The sequence below is a fragment of the Janthinobacterium sp. P210005 genome (assembly GCF_036231865.1).
GTDB classification, from domain to species: domain Bacteria; phylum Pseudomonadota; class Gammaproteobacteria; order Burkholderiales; family Burkholderiaceae_D; genus Janthinobacterium; species Janthinobacterium kumbetense.
The window spans coordinates 15,292-33,172 of sequence record NZ_JAZARC010000002.1; the positions used below are offsets into that span (position 1 = coordinate 15,292).

General features: G+C 64.9%; 15 protein-coding genes and 1 tRNA gene. 6 read left to right on the forward strand and 10 right to left on the reverse strand.

Translation table 11 applies throughout. The features are described 5' to 3' along the window. Nucleotides 1-5 precede the first annotated feature (5 nt). The 6 genes from VPH40_RS10065 to dkgB all read right to left on the reverse strand — a co-directional run bounded on the left by VPH40_RS10065 (nucleotide 6) and on the right by dkgB (nucleotide 6,802). Nucleotides 6-2,270: a xanthine dehydrogenase family protein molybdopterin-binding subunit gene (locus VPH40_RS10065; protein WP_328573365.1), complete on the reverse strand. Its 2,265-nt coding sequence runs from the start codon at nucleotides 2,268-2,270 to the stop codon at nucleotides 6-8. Nucleotides 2,271-2,280: 10 nt separating this feature from the next. Beyond that, the gene (locus VPH40_RS10070) at nucleotides 2,281-2,739 is read right to left on the reverse strand and encodes a (2Fe-2S)-binding protein (RefSeq protein WP_077399302.1); all 459 of its coding nucleotides are present in this window, start codon (nucleotides 2,737-2,739) and stop codon (nucleotides 2,281-2,283) included. 132 nt (nucleotides 2,740-2,871) lie between these two features. Next, entirely contained in the window at nucleotides 2,872-3,588 is a 717-nt protein-coding gene (locus tag VPH40_RS10075) for a DsbC family protein (protein WP_287774243.1), read from the reverse strand. A 159-nt stretch (nucleotides 3,589-3,747) separates the two neighbouring features. Then, nucleotides 3,748-4,980 carry an FAD-dependent monooxygenase gene (locus VPH40_RS10080; protein ID WP_328573366.1) on the reverse strand — a complete coding sequence of 411 codons (1,233 nt, stop codon included), beginning with the start codon at nucleotides 4,978-4,980 and terminating at the stop codon, nucleotides 3,748-3,750. A gap of 66 nt (nucleotides 4,981-5,046) precedes the next feature. Continuing rightward, the gene (locus tag VPH40_RS10085; RefSeq protein ID WP_370385308.1) at nucleotides 5,047-5,967 is read right to left on the reverse strand and encodes an LLM class oxidoreductase; all 921 of its coding nucleotides are present in this window, start codon (nucleotides 5,965-5,967) and stop codon (nucleotides 5,047-5,049) included. 10 nt (nucleotides 5,968-5,977) lie between these two features. Further along, complete coding sequence (gene dkgB / locus VPH40_RS10090) at nucleotides 5,978-6,802, reverse strand: 2,5-didehydrogluconate reductase DkgB (RefSeq protein ID WP_305056721.1); 825 nt, start codon at nucleotides 6,800-6,802, stop codon at nucleotides 5,978-5,980. 186 nt (nucleotides 6,803-6,988) lie between these two features. On the opposite strand from dkgB, the gene VPH40_RS10095 reads away from it, so the two are divergent. After that, a tRNA-Phe gene (locus tag VPH40_RS10095) sits at nucleotides 6,989-7,064 on the forward strand. A gap of 132 nt (nucleotides 7,065-7,196) precedes the next feature. On the opposite strand, the gene VPH40_RS10100 is transcribed toward VPH40_RS10095, so the two are convergent. Beyond that, a complete protein-coding gene (locus VPH40_RS10100) occupies nucleotides 7,197-7,736 on the reverse strand; it encodes a DUF2058 domain-containing protein (RefSeq protein ID WP_077399286.1) in 540 nt (179 codons plus the stop codon). Nucleotides 7,737-8,002: 266 nt separating this feature from the next. On the opposite strand from VPH40_RS10100, the gene VPH40_RS10105 reads away from it, so the two are divergent. Continuing rightward, a complete protein-coding gene (locus VPH40_RS10105; protein ID WP_046682222.1) occupies nucleotides 8,003-8,308 on the forward strand; it encodes a PsiF family protein in 306 nt (101 codons plus the stop codon). Nucleotides 8,309-8,359: 51 nt separating this feature from the next. Here the strand turns inward: VPH40_RS10105 and VPH40_RS10110 are convergent, their stop codons facing one another. Both VPH40_RS10110 and ptsJ read right to left on the reverse strand, forming a co-directional pair. Continuing rightward, nucleotides 8,360-9,079 carry a glutamine amidotransferase-related protein gene (locus tag VPH40_RS10110; protein WP_328573367.1) on the reverse strand — a complete coding sequence of 240 codons (720 nt, stop codon included), beginning with the start codon at nucleotides 9,077-9,079 and terminating at the stop codon, nucleotides 8,360-8,362. A 33-nt stretch (nucleotides 9,080-9,112) separates the two neighbouring features. Beyond that, nucleotides 9,113-10,414, reverse strand: coding sequence for a MocR-like B6 salvage transcription factor PtsJ (gene ptsJ, locus VPH40_RS10115; RefSeq protein ID WP_328573682.1), 1,302 nt, complete (start codon nucleotides 10,412-10,414; stop codon nucleotides 9,113-9,115). 92 nt (nucleotides 10,415-10,506) lie between these two features. Here ptsJ and VPH40_RS10120 point away from each other — a divergent pair, with 92 nt between their 5' ends. The 3 genes from VPH40_RS10120 to VPH40_RS10130 all read left to right on the forward strand — a co-directional run bounded on the left by VPH40_RS10120 (nucleotide 10,507) and on the right by VPH40_RS10130 (nucleotide 16,186). Beyond that, complete coding sequence (locus VPH40_RS10120; protein WP_328573368.1) at nucleotides 10,507-11,313, forward strand: YggS family pyridoxal phosphate-dependent enzyme; 807 nt, start codon at nucleotides 10,507-10,509, stop codon at nucleotides 11,311-11,313. A gap of 137 nt (nucleotides 11,314-11,450) precedes the next feature. Continuing rightward, nucleotides 11,451-13,709, forward strand: coding sequence for a putative bifunctional diguanylate cyclase/phosphodiesterase (locus VPH40_RS10125; protein WP_328573369.1), 2,259 nt, complete (start codon nucleotides 11,451-11,453; stop codon nucleotides 13,707-13,709). A gap of 92 nt (nucleotides 13,710-13,801) precedes the next feature. Further along, complete coding sequence (locus tag VPH40_RS10130; protein ID WP_328573370.1) at nucleotides 13,802-16,186, forward strand: S9 family peptidase; 2,385 nt, start codon at nucleotides 13,802-13,804, stop codon at nucleotides 16,184-16,186. A 42-nt stretch (nucleotides 16,187-16,228) separates the two neighbouring features. Here VPH40_RS10130 and VPH40_RS10135 read toward each other — a convergent pair whose 3' ends face one another. Continuing rightward, nucleotides 16,229-17,224, reverse strand: coding sequence for a cytochrome-c peroxidase (locus VPH40_RS10135; protein ID WP_328573371.1), 996 nt, complete (start codon nucleotides 17,222-17,224; stop codon nucleotides 16,229-16,231). A 208-nt stretch (nucleotides 17,225-17,432) separates the two neighbouring features. On the opposite strand from VPH40_RS10135, the gene VPH40_RS10140 reads away from it, so the two are divergent. Further along, on the forward strand, nucleotides 17,433-17,864 hold the full coding sequence (locus VPH40_RS10140) for a hypothetical protein (protein WP_099665581.1): 432 nt from the start codon (nucleotides 17,433-17,435) through the stop codon (nucleotides 17,862-17,864). Nucleotides 17,865-17,881: the final 17 nt, after the last annotated feature.

The following is a 17,881-nucleotide window of genomic DNA, read 5'->3' on the forward strand; positions in this document are numbered from 1 at the left end:
TACCGTCATGCGGCCGCCAAATCGAATGGCAGCTTGCGCAGGCGCTTGCCCGTCAGGGCGAACAGCGCGTTGGCGAAGGCGGGCGCCAGCGGCGGCACGCCCGGCTCGCCCATGCCCGTCGGCGCATCGCCCGACGGCACCAGGTGCACCTCGATCACCGGCATGTCGGGCATGCGCGGCACGGGGTAGTCGCCGAAGTTCTGCTGCTCCACCACGCCATCCTTGAGCGTGATGGCCGCGCCGGGAATCGTCATGCCCAGCGCCATCAGCGCGGCGCCCTGCACTTGCGCCTCGATCGTCAGCGGATTGACGGCCAGGTTGCAATGCACGCCCGCCCACACCTGGTGCAGCTTGGGCGCGCCTTGCACCACCGACGCCGTCACCACGTAGGCAACCACGGAATTGAACGATTCATGCATGGCCACGCCCCAGGCTTGCCCCTTCGGCAGCTTCTTCTTGCCGTAGCCGGACTTGGCCACGGCCAGGTCCAGGGCGGCGATGTGGCGCGTATGCTTGGCGTCGATCAGCTGCTTGCGGTAGGCGACGGGGTCCATCTTCGCCACGTGCGCCGCCTCGTCGATCAGGGTTTCCATGACGAAGGCCGTGTGCGTCGAGCCGACGGAGCGCCACCACAGCACGGGCACGTTCGCCTTGGCCGTGTGCACGGACAGTTTCATCGGCAGGGTGTACGGCTCGCCCATGCCTTCGACCATGGTGCCGTCGACGCCATTTTTCACCATGAAGGCTTCGAACGGCGTGCCGGCCATGATGGACTGGCCCACGATGGTATGGTCCCAGGCGAGGATTTTCCCTTTGGCGTCGAGGCCGATCTGCGCGCGGTGCACGTGCGACGGCCGGTAGTAGCCGCCCTTGATGTCATCCTCGCGGCTCCACATCAGCTTTAACGGGCCGCCCTTGCCCGCCGCCCTGTATGCCTTGGCGACGTTGACGGCTTCGACCACGTAGTCGGACGAGGGCACGGCGCGCCGGCCAAAGCCGCCGCCGGCCATCATCGTGTGCAGGGTGACCTGCTCCGGTTTCAGGCCCGAGGTCGCCGCGATGGCCGCCTGGTCGCCCGTCTGGAATTGCGAACCGACCCACATCGTGCATTTGTCCGCCTGCAGGTCAACGACGCAATTGAGCGGCTCCATCGGCGCATGCGCCAGGTAGGGGAATTCATACACGGCTTCGATCTTTTTCGGCGCCGAGGCCAGCTTGGCCATGTCGGCAGGTCTGGCGACGGTGCCCGGCGTTTTCGCCAGCGCCTTGAAGGCGGCCAGCTGCTTGTCGCTGCTGACCTTTTCCACGGCGCTCGTGTCCCATTCGATCACCAGCGCGTCGCGCCCCTGTTTGGCCGGCCAGTAGCCTTCGGCGATGACGGCCACGCCGCTGCCGCCACGGTCGGTTTTGACCTCCAGCACGTCCAGCACGCCCTTGATGGCTTTCGCCTTGCTGGCGTCGAATTTCGCCACTTTCGCGCCAAACACGGGCGGGCGCGCCACCATGGCCACTTTCGCGCCAGGCGGCTTGAAGTCGATGCCGAACTGCTGCTTGCCCGTGGATTTGGCGGCCGCGTCCAGGCGTTTCACTGGCTTGCCGATGATGGCAAAGTCGCGCGGGTCCTTCAGCTTGACGGTGGCGGGGACTGGCTGGCGCATGGCCGCGTCGGCAAATTCGCCAAACGTGGCCTTTTGTCCGCCGGGGCCATACAGCACGCCCTTAGCGGCGCGCACCTGGTCAGGGCTGACTTTCCATTGCGCGGCGGCGGCGCCCACCAGCATGGCGCGCGCCTTGGCGCCGATTTCGCGGTACTGCGTAAACGAATGGGCGATGCTGCCCGAACCGCCCGTCATCTGCATGCCGTAGGCGGCATCCTTGTACTGCTCGCCGGCAGGCGCCAGCGCGCCGTGCACCAGGCTCCAGTCGGCGTCGAGTTCCTCGGCGATCAGCATGGGCAAGCTCGTTTGCACGCCCTGGCCAAATTCCAGCCGGTTCACCTGCACCGTCACCGTGTTATCGGGGGCGATGTGCAGGAAAGCGTTCGGTGCATACACGGGCTTGGCGGGTGCGGCATCGGCAGCCTGCGCCAGCTTGCCTGCACCCGGCAGGAAAAAGCCCAGCATCAAGCCGCCGCCGGCCACCGCGCCCGCCTTCATGAAACCGCGCCGCGACACGCCATCCGCCACGGTAACAGGCGCCGATGCCAGCGCCGCGCCCAGGGTCACCCCGCCATGCTGCAATGCTTCCTGATTCAACCATTCGATACGCATGTCGCTCTCCTCAGGCCAGGGTCTTGGCCGCGTCCTTGATGGCCGCGCGGATCCGTTGATAGGTGCCGCAGCGGCAGATATTGCCGCTCATGGCGCCGTCGATGTCGGCATCGCTGGGCGCCTTGTTGGTGCGCAGCAGCGCCGTCGCGCTCATCACCTGGCCGCTTTGACAGTAGCCGCATTGCGGCACATCGTGCTGTACCCACGCCGCCTGCACAGCCTTGCCCACCTGGTCGTTTTCCATCGCTTCGATGGTGGTGATCTTTTGCGCGCCGACGGAGGAAATCGGCGTGATGCACGAGCGGATGGCCTGGCCGTCGAGGTGCACCGTGCAGGCGCCGCACAGCGCCATACCGCAGCCGAATTTGGTGCCCGTCATGTTCAGGTTATCGCGCAACGCCCACAGGATGGGCGTGGAAGGATCGGCATCGACCTGCGTGTCGCGTCCGTTGATATTCAGGGTAATCATCTGCTGCTTCTCCTTTTTGGAATTGTTATGGCGTCTACAAACAACACTTGATGATACGACAGCGGAAAAAAGTGCAAAAAAAAGCGCGCCTTGCGAGGGCGCGCCGTCCAGCCTTCCTGGCGACAGCCCGGATTACTTAATGGTCGAGAATTTCTGTTCCAGCGTCTTTGCATCGACTGCGCCCGGAATGCGGCTGCCGTCGGCAAAGAAGATGGCTGGCGTGCCCGACACGCGCAGCTGCTGGCCCAGCGCCAGGATTTTTTCATGCGGGTTGGCGCAATTGGCAGCCACCGTGGCCGGCGCCTTGCCGTTCAACATCCAGTCGTCCCAGGCCTTGTTGCGGTCCGGCGCGCACCACACATTGCGCGATTTGACGATGGAGTCCGGCGACAGGATGTTGTACATGAAGGTGTAGACGGTGACGTTGTCGATTTCCTTCAGCGCGTTCTGGCGGAAACGCTTGCAGTAGCCGCAGTTCGGGTCTTCGAACACGGCGATCACGCGCTTGCCATTGCCCTTGACCGATTTCATGGCCGAATCGAGCGGCAGGTCGGAGAACTTGATGCGATTGACTTCGTCCAGGCGCACCTTGGTCAGGTCCTGCGACGTCTTGGCGTCGAAGACGTGGCCGACGAACAGGTATTGCGCGGTTTTGTCCGTGTACAGGATGTCGCCACCCGTACGCACTTCGTACAGGCCGCCGTACGGGGTTTCTTTGACCGAATCGACCTTGGCGCCTTCGCCCAGGCGCGGCTCGATCAGCTTCTTGATGCCCGCTTCCGTCGGCGTTTCCGCGCCGGCGCACGACATCATCAGGCCCGAGGCCAGTACCAATGCGATTCTGCTCATTTTTATCACTATCACTTCTCCACTTGAAACGCCTGGCGGAACTGGCATCTGGCCCGGCGCCGTTACCTATTTGACAAAACGATCGCCGCAGACCAGCTGCGGCAACCTTGAATTTTCACTGCTGCCATTATCCGGCGATATCTTAAGATTCACTGATATCTACTGATTTCCCAGTGCGTGCGAAATCATTTTCCGCTTCAGGGCCGGTAATTTATCCAGCAAGTTTAATCCCAAATTGCGAACCACGCGCAACGGCTCCAGATCGGCGCCGAACAAACGCGCCAGTCCATCGGTGGCCAGCTGCATCAGCAGCACGTCTTCCTTGCGCGCGCGCGCATAGCGGGCCAGCACGCGCTCGTCGCCGATGCCGCGGTGCGCCTCGCGCTCGGCGATGGTCTTGACCAGCTGCGCCACGTCGGCAAAACCCAGGTTCATGCCGTGTCCCGCCATCGGGTGCACCACGTGGGCGGCGTCGCCCACCAGGGCCACGCGCGGCGCCACCATGGCGTGCGGACGCATCAGGGTCAGCGGAAACGCGCGCACCAGCTCCGGCTGCAATGGCGTCAGCTTGCCCAGCTTGTCGTGGCAGTAGGCGGCCAGGCGCGCAGCCAGGGCGTCGGCCGGTTCGGCCATCAAGGTATCGGCCAGCGCATCGGGCGCCGACCAGACCAGCGAAACGCGCTCGCCAGGCAGCGGGAGCAGCGCGACGATGCCTTCGCTGCCCGTGAACCACTGGTGGGCCGCGCCATGGTGCGGCTTTTCGCAGGCGAAGTTGCTGACCACGCCCCGCTGGCCGTACGAGCGGTAATCGAGGCCGATGTCGCACTGGCCCCGCACCCACGACTGGGCGCCGTCCGCGCCCACGACCAATGCGCAAGTGATGGTGTCGCCGCCATCGAGATGCACGATGGCCGAGTCGTTCGTCCATTCCAGGCGGCTGGCGCGGCCCTGCACCACGTTGACGTTCGGCGCGAATTTCAGGGCGGCGTCCAGCGCCTGGCCCAGGTTGCGGTCTTCGACGATCCACGCCAGGGTGCCCACATGGGCACCGTAGGCGTCGAAACCAAGCCCGCCCGCCTGCGCGCCGTCGCCGTTGACCAGCATGGCGTCGACGGGCGCCACCCTGTCGGCTTCCAGGGCGCCCCATACCTTCAGCGACGACAGCAGCTGGTGCGCCGTGTGATTGAGCGCGTACACGCGCACATCCCAGCTGGGCTCGACCGGCTTGCCAGCGGATGCGGGCGGACTCACCGGGGATAACAGGGTGACGCTTTGTCCTGCCTGGGCAAACGCCAGCGCCGTGGTTTTCGCGATGGCGCCATTGCCGACGATGCAAACGTCGCTGTGGCTATGCATGAAGCGCCGCATGGTAGGGGGAGTGGGACTGTTCATGCGGCCATTATAGCGTTTGCCCCACCTGTTTCAGATAGTCCGGAAGTACAGGACGCGTGTCCCAGATCAAGCGATGCCATGAAAGACGGGCAGCACGTGGTCCGCGATCTCCTGCATCGTCTCGGCCAGCGGGCGGCGGTTCTGCCGCAACTGCAAGCCGATGTGCCGCACGCCGGCGTCGCGCATGGCCGTCAACTCGGCGATCAGGCCGTCGCGCCCCGTACGTGCGCCAAAGCGGAAGCGCTGCAGCGGCAAGTTCGGGGCCTCGTCCAGGTCCAGGTGAATGAAGCTGACGTAGGGTTTATCTTCCCCGGCGACGGCGCGCCATTGCGCCGAGCGCCGCGCATGGTCGTCCGGCGTGCCTGGATAGGCGAGCCAGCCATCCATTTGCTCGCCTATCCAGGCGGGCGACTGCTGCGCCAGCCCCGCCACCAGCAGCGGCAAGGGCGCGGACGGCTTGGGCAGCAAACGGATGCCAGGCGGCAGGCGCCTCTCGCCCCAATCGCGCAGCATGGCCACCTGTTCGCGGAAGGCCGCGCCGCGCTGCTCGAAGTCGCGGCCGAAGACGGGATATTCGACAGGACGGTCGCCGCTGGCCACGCCCAATAGCAAACGCCCGCCGCTCAACTGGTCGACGCTGGCCGCCGCTTTTAACGTCAATACAGGCTCGCGCAGGGGCAGCACCACGGCGGCCGTGCCCAGCAAGATGTTCTCCGTGATGCCGGCCAGGTAGCCAAGATAGGTAAACACCTCGAAGACCTGGGCCGCGTCGCCGAAGGACGGGTCATACAAAGGCACGTCGCGCAGCCACAAGGCCCTGAAACCGAGGCGGTCGGCCAGCTTTGCCAGCGCCGCATGCTGTTGCAGGTCCGGTTCGCCCGGCACGCGGCCGGACGCCGCATTCGCCTGGCGCCCCGTGGACGACCAGTCATTATCGAGCGGCAGTTCCAACCCGATGCTGAAACCGCCCTGCCCGAGCTTCGTCATGGCGCCCATATCAATCCCACTGCGGCGCCAGGCCGTCCGGGTTGGCCAGGCGTTCGCCACGCTCCAAGGTCGCCATCTGCGCCATCTCGTCCGGCGACAGGGTGATGCGCTGGAAATGCAGGTTCGCTTCCAGGTTGGCCCGTTTGGTGGACGACGGGATCACGGCAAAGCCCTGCTGCAGCGACCAGCTCAGGGCCACTTGCGCCGGCGTCACGCCATGTTTTACCGCGATGGCCATGATGACGGGATCGACGACCACCTTGCCGTACGCGAGCGGCATATAGGCCGTGATGTGGATGCCCTGGCTACGCGCAAAGTCGATGACGGTGCGGTTTTGCAGGAACGGGTGGATTTCGACCTGCTGCGTGGCGATTTCAGACGCGCCCACCGCAGCGATGGCTTGCCGCAGCTGCGCATTCGTGAAATTCGATACGCCGATGGCTTTCGTCAGCCCCTGCGCCTTGGCGTCCGCCAGCGCCGCCATGTACTCGGCGACGGGAATGGCGTCCTGCGGCGACGGCCAGTGGATCAGGGTCAGGTCCAGCTGCTCCAATTGCAGCTTGTGCAGGCTGTCCTTCAGGCTGGGAATCAGTTTATCGCGCTGCAGGTTCTCGATCCAGATCTTGGTGGTGACGAACAGCTCGTCGCGCGGGACGGGGCTGGCGGCGATCGCCTGGCCCACTTCGGCTTCGTTGCCGTAGATTTGCGCCGTGTCGATATGGCGGTAGCCGACGTCCAGGCCCGTGGTGACGGAATCGATGACGACCTGGCCCTGCAGGCGGAAGGTGCCCAGGCCGATTTCAGGGATGGCGGTGCGATTTGTGGTGGCGTTCATGCGGTAATCCTCTCAAGTCAATGTCGATGGCCACACTATGCGCCCATCCTTTATTGAGAAAAATACCGCTGATATCAAATCATATTTGACCTACAAGCAAGTAAAACCATGCCCATGCAGGAAATCGGGGAAAAGTCGCAGCCGGCTCTTGCATTCCCGTTTTGGTCTGCTATAATTCGCCACCTTGGCCTGGTAGCTCAGTCGGTAGAGCAGAGGATTGAAAATCCTTGTGTCGGTGGTTCGATTCCGCCCCGGGCCACCAAGAATACGTTTCACGTTCAAAAACGCCACCTTCGGGTGGCGTTTTTGTTTGTGGACTGTCTATACAACACGCAGGCCGTTTCCGGCCCGCAACCACTCCCCCGGCGCCGTCAGCGCCGGGCAAACATCCCTCTTACCACATCAAATCATCAGGAATCTGGAACGCCGCATACGGATCGTCCTCGTCCACTTCCGTGCTGGCCTGTTTCACGCGCACGACGATGGCGGGGTCGCGTTCGGCGATTTTGTCGGCGATGATGCGCGGCACCAGTTCCACGGCGCCGTTCAGGCAGATGATGACCAGGCGACCCGCCACCAGGTGTGCTTGCACGGCGGCCGTCACGTAGATGCGCTCGATCTTGTTATTAAATGTAAAGTTGTACGGCACGTCGCCGTTGTTGCCCTTGCTCTGGCGGTTCTTTTGCACCATTTGCGCGATCTGCGCCACGATGGCCTTCTGGTTGGCGGCCGCGTCGCGCTGGGCGTTCAGTTCGCGCGCCCGCTCGGCATTCTTGCGCTGGGTCTCGAGCGCGGCCAGGCGCACTTCGTCGACGCTTTGCGTGCCGCTCTTGCGCTCGTCCTTTTTCTGCTTGCTCTTGTCCTGGTTGGCCAGCTTGACCTTCTTCTTGTCGACCAGGCCGGCCTTTAAAAACTGCTCTTGCAACGAGACCATAACTACTCCGTATTGAGGGTGCGCCGGCCAAGGCAGCGGCATCGGCCGGTGGAAAGACGCTAGCATAGCAAAAAACAGGGGCGCTGCCGCCGCAACATGGCTGCCTGGGCCGGCTGGCGGGCGCCTTCTGCCTGCCAGTAACAAAAAGACACACTCGAGTGGAAATTTTGTTGATAAATGTCATATAGTTAGTTACGTTTTGCATATCGGCATTCTGTGCCGATTGCATCGCCCCCTTCCACCGACTGCGTCTACAAGGATTTGCCATGAAACAATTAATCGCCCTCTGCATCGCCGCCGCGTTTGCCAGCACCGCCTTTGCCGCCGCACCGGAAGCGGCGCCTGTCGCCAAGACGGCCCAACAATCGAAGATGACGACCTGCAATGCGGACGCCGCCGGCAAGAAAGGCGATGAACGCAAGACCTTCATGAAGGAATGCCTGAGCGCCAAGCCGGCACCGGCCATGACGCAGCAAAACAAGATGAAAGCGTGCAATGTCGACGCCAAGGACATGAAGGGCGATGCCCGCAAAGCCTTCATGAAGGAATGCCTGAGCGCGCCGAAGAAATAAGCGCCTCGCCTGTTTGCCCCACAACGCCAGCGTCGACGCTGGCGTTTTTTTTCACGGCGAGGCGTACGCCTGCATGAGGCGGTCAAGGAAACCGAACAGCTGGCCGTTCATGACGTGCCAGTCGTGGCTGCGCAAGACCGCTGGCGGCTGCACGAAGCGGTGCGGCTCCAGCATGGCCAGTTCGGCTTCCGACGCGGCGATCAGCAGTTCGACCACCTCCGGCGTGAACTCCATATGGCACTGGAAGCCGTACACCAGCTTGCCGTATTCGATGATCTGGCGGGGGCAGCCTTCGCTACAGGCGATGACCTTCGCACTGTCAGTCAGGCCAGGCATGTCGCTATGCCAATGCCCGGTCTCCAGCACGTCGCCGAAATGGGCAAACTTGTCGTTCGCCCTTCCTTCCGCCGTCAGCATGACGGGGAACTTGCCGATCTCCTTTTCAGGGCTGTGCGCCTGACGCGCTCCCAGGGCGGCGCCTATCAGTTGCGCCCCCAGGCAGACGCCGACGACCGCCTTGCCCGCCGCGGCACATGCGGCAATCAGGGCCTGTTCGGCCGCGGCGTCGAAATGCGGGCATTCCTCGCGCGTCGTCGACGGCGATTGCGGCCCGCCCATGACGACCAGCAGGTCGATGTCCGCGATGGACGGGGGCAGCGGCTCATGGGCATGGACGCGGGAATACGTGGCCGCGTAGCCGCGCTCGCGCACCCATGTCTCGTAGGCGCCCGGCGCCTCGAACGCTTCATGCACGATGAAATGGACTTTCATGATGTTCCCTTTCTGTGGCGAGGAATTAAAAAACTATGGCCGGCCCAGCACCTGGGCCAGCACGCCGGCGAACGCCTGCGCGCCCGCTTCATCCATGCTCGACACGGTGATCCGCAATCCCTGCGCCGGCGCTTGCACCCCAAACGCTTCACCACCGCGCACCAGCCAGCCATGCCTGGCCAGCGCCAGCACGGCCGCCTGGCTGCTGCCCGGCAGCGGCAGCCACAGGTTCAAGCCATCGGCAGGACTGGCGCAGACCAGGCCTTGCGCCGCCAGCGCATCGGCCAGGATGCCGCGGCGGCGCGCATAGTCTGCGCGGGCCAGGGCCACCTGCGCCAGCACGTCCGGCGACGACAGGCAGGCGCTCACAGCATCCTGCAAGAGATGGCTGACCCAGTTCGTGCCGGGCGCCAGGCGCAGGCGCAGGCGGCGGGCGGTCTGTCCGTCGCTGGCGACAACGGCCAGGCGCAGGTCGGGGCCGAAGATCTTCGATACCGAACGGACCAGCGCCCAGCGCCGGGCGGCAGGGGGAATCACGTCCCGGTAGCCAGCGACGGACAGCAGCGAAAAATGGTCGTCAACGATGACCAGCACGTGCGGATAGGCGGCCAGCACGGCGCGCAGCTGAGCCGCGCGCGCCGCGCTCAGGCTGCAGCCGGTCGGGTTGTGCGCGCGCGGCGTCACGATGACGGCTTGCGCGCCTTGCGCCAGCGCCCGTTCCAGCGCTCCGGCCTGCATCCCCTCGGCATCGACCGCCACGCCAACGACGTGCAGCCCCGCGATGCGCAAGGTGTTGATGCTGCTGACGAAGCAGGGGTCTTCCACGGCCACCTTGTCGCCAGCGACCAGGTACGCGCCCAGCAGGCGCTCGACCGCATCGACCGCCCCATTCGTCAGGGTAATGTCGTGCCCTTCCGGGCAATCGCCGGCCAGCCAGCGCCGCGCCAGGGCTTCCAGCGCCGGGTCCAGCGTGGCCTCGCCATACAGGCGCGGGCGGTAGGGCTTGCGCGCCAGGGCCGCGCCGATATCGGGCAGCCAGGCCAGGTTCGGATTGCCGCCGCCCAGGTCGGCCAGCGGCGAACCGGGCAGCAAGCCTTCCTGCTCGCCGGGATCGCGCTGCGCGCGGATGGCCGTGCCCAGGCGCCCTTGCGTGACCGCGATCCCGGCCGTCACCAGGCGCTTGTACGCCAGCGACACGGTATTGCGGTTGACGCCCAAGGTCGCCGCCAGCTCGCGCACGGTCGGCAGCGCCTGGCCCGGCGGCAGTTCGCCCGCCTGCGTCAGCGCGCGGATGCTGTCGAACAGCTGCGCCGCGGTTTTCCCCGTCATCTTCATGATGGTCTCAGACATGATATATTTTGGCATAGGACAATCATACATCACTGCGGCGACTCCTGCCGCTCATAAGGCTGACACAAGGCTGACACATGAACAATGACACTCCCCTGCCCACTCCCACCATGCACGCGCAGCATGGGCGCTGGCCGCAGGCCGTTTCCGTGGACGACTTCCGCCGCAATCTGGCGGCGGTGCATGCGCGCATGGCGGCCGCATGCCAGCGGGTCGGGCGCGATCCGGCCGGCGTGCGCCTGCTGCCCGTCAGCAAGACCAAGCCCGAGGCAAGCCTGCGCCTGGCCTATGCCGCGGGTTGCCGCCTGCTGGGGGAAAACAAGCCGCAGGAAGCGGGCCGCAAGTGGGAAGCGATGGCGGACCTGGCCGACCTGCAATGGTCGGTGATCGGCCATTTGCAGACCAACAAGGCCAAGCTGGTGGCGCGCTTTGCCAGCGAGTTCCAGGCCCTCGACAGCCTGCGCGTGGCCGAGGCGCTGGAACGGCGCCTGCAGGCGGAAGGGCGCGGGCTCGACGTGTTCGTACAAGTGAACACCTCGGGCGAAGCCAGCAAGTACGGCTTGCCGCCGGACGAAGTGGCTGCTTTCCTGCGCCAGCTGTCCGCCTTCCCGGCGCTGCGGGTGCGCGGATTCATGACATTGGCCCTGTTGTCGGCGGAAGCGGTGCGCGTGCGCCGCTGCTTCGTGCTGCTGCGCGAACTGCGCGACCGCCTGCGCCAGGACGCCCCGCCTGGCATCAGCCTCGACGAGCTGTCGATGGGCATGTCCGGCGATTATGAAATCGCCATCGAAGAAGGCGCCACCGTCGTGCGGGTCGGCCAGGCCATCTTCGGCGCACGGGACACGCCGGACAGCCACTACTGGCCCACGGCGCAGACGAAGTAGGCGGCCCGACGCGCCCCGCAGGTAGCCGCGCAGTCAACCATGCCGAATGATCAAGATGACATGCATAAAGATAGCGCGTAATATTTTTACCATACTGCTCAGCTCGGCAGCACAGCTCCTGGGGAAAGGACGGCAGCGTGGCCGCGTCAAACGATCTCGCGCACTGGCGCGGACAGATTTTTTCGCGCCTGCTGCAGGTGGTGTTGCTGCTTGGCATCATCACCGCCATTCCCAGCGCCTTGCTGGCGGCGCGCGAAGCTATCTGGTCCATAGTCGCCCTCGACGTGCTGGCCATCGGCTGGATCGGTCTCATCTGGCATCTGCGCGCCATGCCCTACCGCTGGCGCGTGTGGCAATTCCTCATCGTCGCCTACCTGGTGGGCGTGGGCCTGCTGTTGAAAATCGGCCCCGTCAGCCAGATCTACATGATGCTCATGCCCGTGCTGGCGGCCCTGCTGCTGGGGATGCGGCCAGCCTTGTCGACCCTGGCCCTGACTTCGCTGACCATCTTTTTCCTCGGCTTGCATCCCGACGTCGCCCTGCACGTGCAGGGCGTGCCCGACTCCCCCGTGCTGCGCGCGCTGATCGTGGCCCTGAACTTCCTGTTCATCGCCGCCGTGCTGACCCTGTCCTGCGCCTTCCTGCTGCGCCACCTGGAACGCAGCAGCCAGGCCCTGTCGCAGCTGAACGCCGATCTGCGCTTGACGGCCACGGCGCTGGCCCGCCTGAACGACATGGTGATGCTCGCCGAAGTGACCGATGCCCCCGGCGGCGCGGCGCCCGCCACGCGCATCATCTTCGTCAACGACGCCTTCGAACGCAGTAGCGGCTATGCGCGCGCCGAGGTGCTGGGCCGCAGCCTGCTGTTCCAGCAGGGCCCCGCCACCGATGCGGGCGAGCTGGCGCGCGTCGCCGCCGCCATGGCCAACGCCCAGCCGGCCAGGGCGGAATTGCTCAATTACAACAAGGCCGGCAAGGCGTACTGGGTCGAAGCGGAACTGGCGCCATTCACGGATGCGGACGGCAAGCAGACGCACTGGGTGGCCGTCGAGCGCGAAATCGACGAGCGCAAGAAATCGGAAGCGGACATCCACCGCCTGGCCTTCTACGACGTGCTGACGGGCCTGCCCAACCGGCGCCTGCTGATGGACCGCATCGGCCACCTGCTGGCCGCCGCGCCGCGAGGAAATACAATCAGCGCGCTGATGTTCATCGACCTCGACCACTTCAAGCACATCAACGACGCGCGCGGCCACGCCACCGGCGACGCGCTGCTGCGCCTGGCCGGCGAACGGCTGGCGCAGCTGATGCGCAAGGCCGACACGGTGGCGCGCATCGGCGGCGATGAATTCGTCGTGCTGCTGGCGCACCTGGCCGAAGACCTCAACAGCGCCGCCCGCGCGGCGGCCCAGGTGGCCGAGAAAATCCGCGCTGCCATCGCGCGCGACTTCGATATCGACGGGCAGTCCTATCATTGCAGCGCCAGCATCGGCGTGACCCTGCTGCCGAAAGCGGGCCAGCAGGCGCACGACCTGCTGCGCGAAGCGGACATCGCCATGTACCGCGCCAAGGCGGAAGGACGCAACGGCATCGCCTTCTTTGAAGCGGCCATGCAGGCGGGCGTGGAACGCCGCCTGACCCTGGAACGGGCGCTGGCGCGCGCCCTCGATGCCCATGCACTGTGCATGCACGTGCAGCCGCAGGTCGACCGCCATGGCCGGGTGACGGGCGCCGAATTGCTGATGCGCTGGCCGCAGGCGGACGGCAGCCATATCGCGCCCGGCATCTTCATTCCCATCGCCGAGGAATCGGGGCTGATCGTCAGGCTCGGGCACTGGGCACTGCGCGAGGCGTGCCGCGCCGCCAGCCTGCTGGCGCGGGCCGGGCAGCCCGTCGCCCTGTCCGTGAATGTCAGTCCGGCCCAGTTTCGCCAGCCCGATTTCGCCGCCCGCGTGCAGGCGGCGCTGGCCGAACACGGCACGCCGGCCGGCGCCCTGATCCTGGAACTGACGGAAGGCCTGCTGATCGACCAGCGCGACGCCTCGCTGGCGCGCATGCGCGAACTGGCGGCCCTGGGCATCCGCTTTTCCATCGACGATTTCGGCACCGGCTATTCCAGCCTCGCCTACCTGACCTCGATGCCGCTGTACGAACTCAAAATCGACAAGCGCTTCATCGACGACACGCCGCACGATGCGCGCGACACGGCCATCGTGCAAGCGATACTGGCCATGGCGCGCCACCTGGGCTTGCGCGTGGTGGCCGAAGGCGTGGAAACGCAGGAGCAGGCCGACTTCCTGCTCGCCCACGATTGCGACGGCTTGCAAGGCTACCTGTATGCGCGGCCCATGCCTCTGGACGACTTTCTGGCCTGGCTGGCCCGGTATCAGGCTTAGCTTTCCGACATTTCCTGTACGAAACTCCTCCGCTAGAATACCGGCCTCATAGCCTGTACCTTCACCATCCCCTTTGATTAAAGTGATCCCCGATGCGTCTGGTTCTTCCCCTGCTGCCGCTCTTGCTGCTCTCTCTGCTCCCCGCCGCCCATGCGGCTCCATCCACCGCACCCACGCCCATCACCCTGGACCAGGCCATGGCCGATCCCGACTGGATCGGCACGCCCGTCGAAGCGGCATGGTGGGGCTGGAATGGCCAGCTCTACTACAAGCAGAAACGCCTCGGCTCGCCCCTGCGCGACACCTATCAATTGCCGGGCGCGAACGCCAAATTCAATAGCGGCAAGAAGGTCGACGATGCGCAGCTGGCCAATCTCGACGGCCAGCACATGGTGGTCAACCGGGCCGGCACGCGCGCCATCCTGCTGCGCAACGGCGACTTGTTCGAGCGCGACCTGAAAAGCGGCGCCTTGATCCAGATCACGCGCGGCGTGTCCGCCATCAGCGACCCGCAATACTCCGCCGACGGCGGCGCCGTGCAATACCGCAGCGGCACAGACTGGTTCAGCTGGAACCGGCATGACCGCCTGAGCGCCCCCGTGGCCCTGTTGCGCGCCGTCAAGGACCCGGACGCCAAGCCGGAAGCGGACGCCCTGCGCGAACTGCAGCTGCGCCTGATCGTCAACCTGGCGCGCCAGAAGGAAGACCGCGACGCCAGCCGCGAACGCCGCCATGAAGAGCGCCGCCTGGACGCCACGCGCGCGCCGGAACCGATCTACCTGGGCGACAAAGTCACCATTTCCGGCAGCGCCCTGTCGCCGGATGGCCGCTGGCTGCTGTTCGTCACGCAGGACAAGGCCGCCGAAAAGGGCAAGCTGGGCAAACTGGCCCGCTACGTCACGGAAACGGGCTATCCGGAAGCGGACGACGAGCGCACGCGCGTGGGCCGCAACATGCCGATCGCGCAAAGCCTGAAACTGGCCGACCTGCGCACGGGCCAGGTGCGCGACATCGCCTTCGATAACCTGCCCGGCATCGCCGCCGATCCGCTGGCCGCCATGCGCGCCGAACAGAAGCTGCCGGCCCTGAAAGGCAACCGTGCCGTGCGCATCGACGCCCAGCGCGACGGCATCGCCTGGACCGACGACGGCGGCAAGGCAGCCGTGCGCATCCGCGCCATCGACAACAAGGATGGCTGGCTCGCCAACGTCGACCTGGCCAACGCCGCCCTCGTGCCCGTGCACCGCATCAGCGACACGGCCTGGGTCAACCGCCGCGCCGACGAATTCGGCTGGCTGCCCGACAACGCCACCCTGTGGTATCTGTCCGAGGAAAGCGGCTACGCCCACCTGTACACGAAAACGGGCGCGGCCCCGGCGCGCGCCCTGACCAGCGGCCAGTGGGAAGTGAGCGCCGTCGAATGGAGCCGTGACGGCAAAACCGCGTATTTCATGTGCAACCGGCAGGCGCCAGGCACGTATGAAGTGTGCGCCAGCACGGCCAAGGAGGGCGGCGCGCGCGAAGTGACGAATTTGAAAGGCGTGGAAAACTTCGGCCTGTCGCCCGATAACGGCAAGCTGCTGCTGCGCTATTCCACCAGCTATATGCCAGCCCAGCTGGCGACGATTTCCGTTGCCGGCGGCAAGGCGAATATCCTGACGGATACGCGCAGCGAGGCCTTCAAGGCGCGCAGCTGGGTCATGCCGGAACTGGTGCAAGTGCCGTCCACGCATGGCGCGGCGCCGATCTGGGCCAAGCTGTACCGCCCGGCCCAGCTGGAAGCGGGCAAGAAATATCCCATCGTCATGTTCGCGCACGGCGCCGGCTACCTGCAGAACGTGACCGAGCGCTATCCCGTCTACTTCCGCGAACAGATGTTCCACAACCTGCTGGTGGAGCAGGGCTACATCGTGCTCGACGTCGATTACCGCGCCTCGCTCGGCTACGGCAGCGCCTGGCGCACGGCCATCTACCGCCAGATGGGCCATCCGGAACTGGAAGATTTCATCGACGGCGCCCACTGGCTGGCGCAGCAGCACCAGGGCGACATCAAGAACGTGGGCATCTATGGCGGCAGCTATGGCGGCTTCATGAGCCTGATGGCCCTGATGCGCGCACCGGAAATCTTCAAGTCCGGCGCCGCGCTGCGTCCCGTGACGGACTGGACCACCTACAACCACGAGTACACGGCGAATATCCTGAACACGCCGGACGTCGATCCGCAAGCGTATAAAATCTCGTCGCCGATCGAATACGCCGATAAACTGACGGGCAATCTCTTGATCGCCCACGGCATGATCGACGACAACGTGTTTTATCAGGATTCCGTACGCCTGTCGCAGCGCTTGATCGAGCTCAAAAAGGATAACTGGGAAATGGCCAGCTATCCGATGGAGCGCCACGGCTTCGTGCAGCCGGAAGCGTGGTATGACGAGTACCGCCGCATCTACCAGTTGTTCCAGAGAACATTGAAATAAACCCCGATGCCCGCTTGATGCGGGCATTTTTCATGGACTCATTCAGTCAAACGGCACGGGCCGCGGCGTCGTGTCCGACGATGGCGGCAGGATCGGCAGCACGATGTGCGGCTGCTTGCCCGTCAGGGTTTTCAGGAAAGCCACCAGCTTGCCATTTTCATCGGGCGTGAAGGTGCGGCCCAGCTGCAAGCGGCCCATCACGTCGACGGCTTGCGTCAGGGTTGCCGCTTCGCCATCGTGGAAGTAGGGATACGTCAGCTCCACGTTGCGCAGGGTCGGCACCTTGAAGTTGAAACGGTCCGCATCCTTGCCCGTCACGGCCGAGCGTCCCTCCGCCGTCATCGCCGTCTTGTACGGCTCGACGACACCCATCTTCTGGAAGGTGTTGCCGCCCACGGCGGGACCGTTATGACAGGCGATGCAGCCGCTCGATTTGAACAGCTGGTAGCCGTCCAGCTCGTCTTTCGTCAACGCGCTCTTCTTGCCCGACAGCCATTGGTCGAAGCGGGAACCGGGCGTCACCAGCACCTCTTCAAAGGCGGCGATGGCGCGCGTGACTTGCTCGATGGTCAATTTATCCTGGCCAAACACTTGCCGGAACTCCGCGCGGTAAGCGGGAATCGAGGCCAGCACGTCGATGGCAAGCTCGTGCGTAAAAGCCATCTCGCCGGGATTGGCGATGGGGCCGCCAGCCTGCTCCTGCAAATCCTTGGCGCGGCCATCCCAGAATTGCGCCACGTTCATGCTGGAATTGAGCACGGTAGGCGAATTGATGGGTCCGCGCTGCCAGTTGTGGCCAATCGACGTCTTGATGTTGTCCGTGCCGCCCATGCTCAGGTTATGGCAGCTATTGCAGGAAATAAAGCCCGAACGCGACAGGCGCGGATCGAAAAACAGTTTCTTTCCCAGCTCGACCATGGCCGGATTGGCCACCTTGGCGGCGGTGATCGGCTGGATCGGTTCCTTGTCGGCGGCGTGCAGCACGTTGCCGAAAGTCAGGCTGGCGATGAAGAGGAAGGGGGATAAGGTGCGGCGCATAGTCTAACTCCTGGAAACATTCCCGAATCGGCGGCGCGCGCCGGCGCGGGAATGCAGCGCACCGGCCCGGTTGCCACCCGTACATCGCTGGTTGGATGTTGATTTATATTAACTTTGACTAGTTAATAAGGAAAATGACCGGGATCAAGGTTCTGCCCAAGTTCGAATCGCGCTTGCCATTTACGCAAGCGTGGCACATGATGAGCGCATGCAAACGCCAACCTACTCCGCCCTGCTGCGCGCCGCGTGCGCCAGCTTCCTGCTGCTGGCCGCCAGCGCCTGCGGCAGCGCCCCCACGCAAGATGATGCGCCGCCCGCCCCCGGCAATGCCGGCTTGCTGGCGCAGATCCAGGCGGAAGTGGGCGCCGCCGCGTGCGATTCCACCCAGCAATGCCAGACCATCGCCATCGGCGCCAAGGCTTGCGGCGGCCCCGAGCGCTATCTGGCGTGGTCCAGCAAAAGCAATGACGGCAAGAAACTCAAGGCACTGGCCCAGGCGCAAGCCGAGGCAAGCCGCAAACAGCAGCAGGCGGACGGCATGATGTCGACCTGCTCCATCATCACGGACCCGGGCGCCACTTGCCAGGCAGGGCGCTGCGTGCTGCAAAAGAGCGGCCTGGGCGGCAGCTCGGCCATGTAAAAAAGCCGCTGATTCAG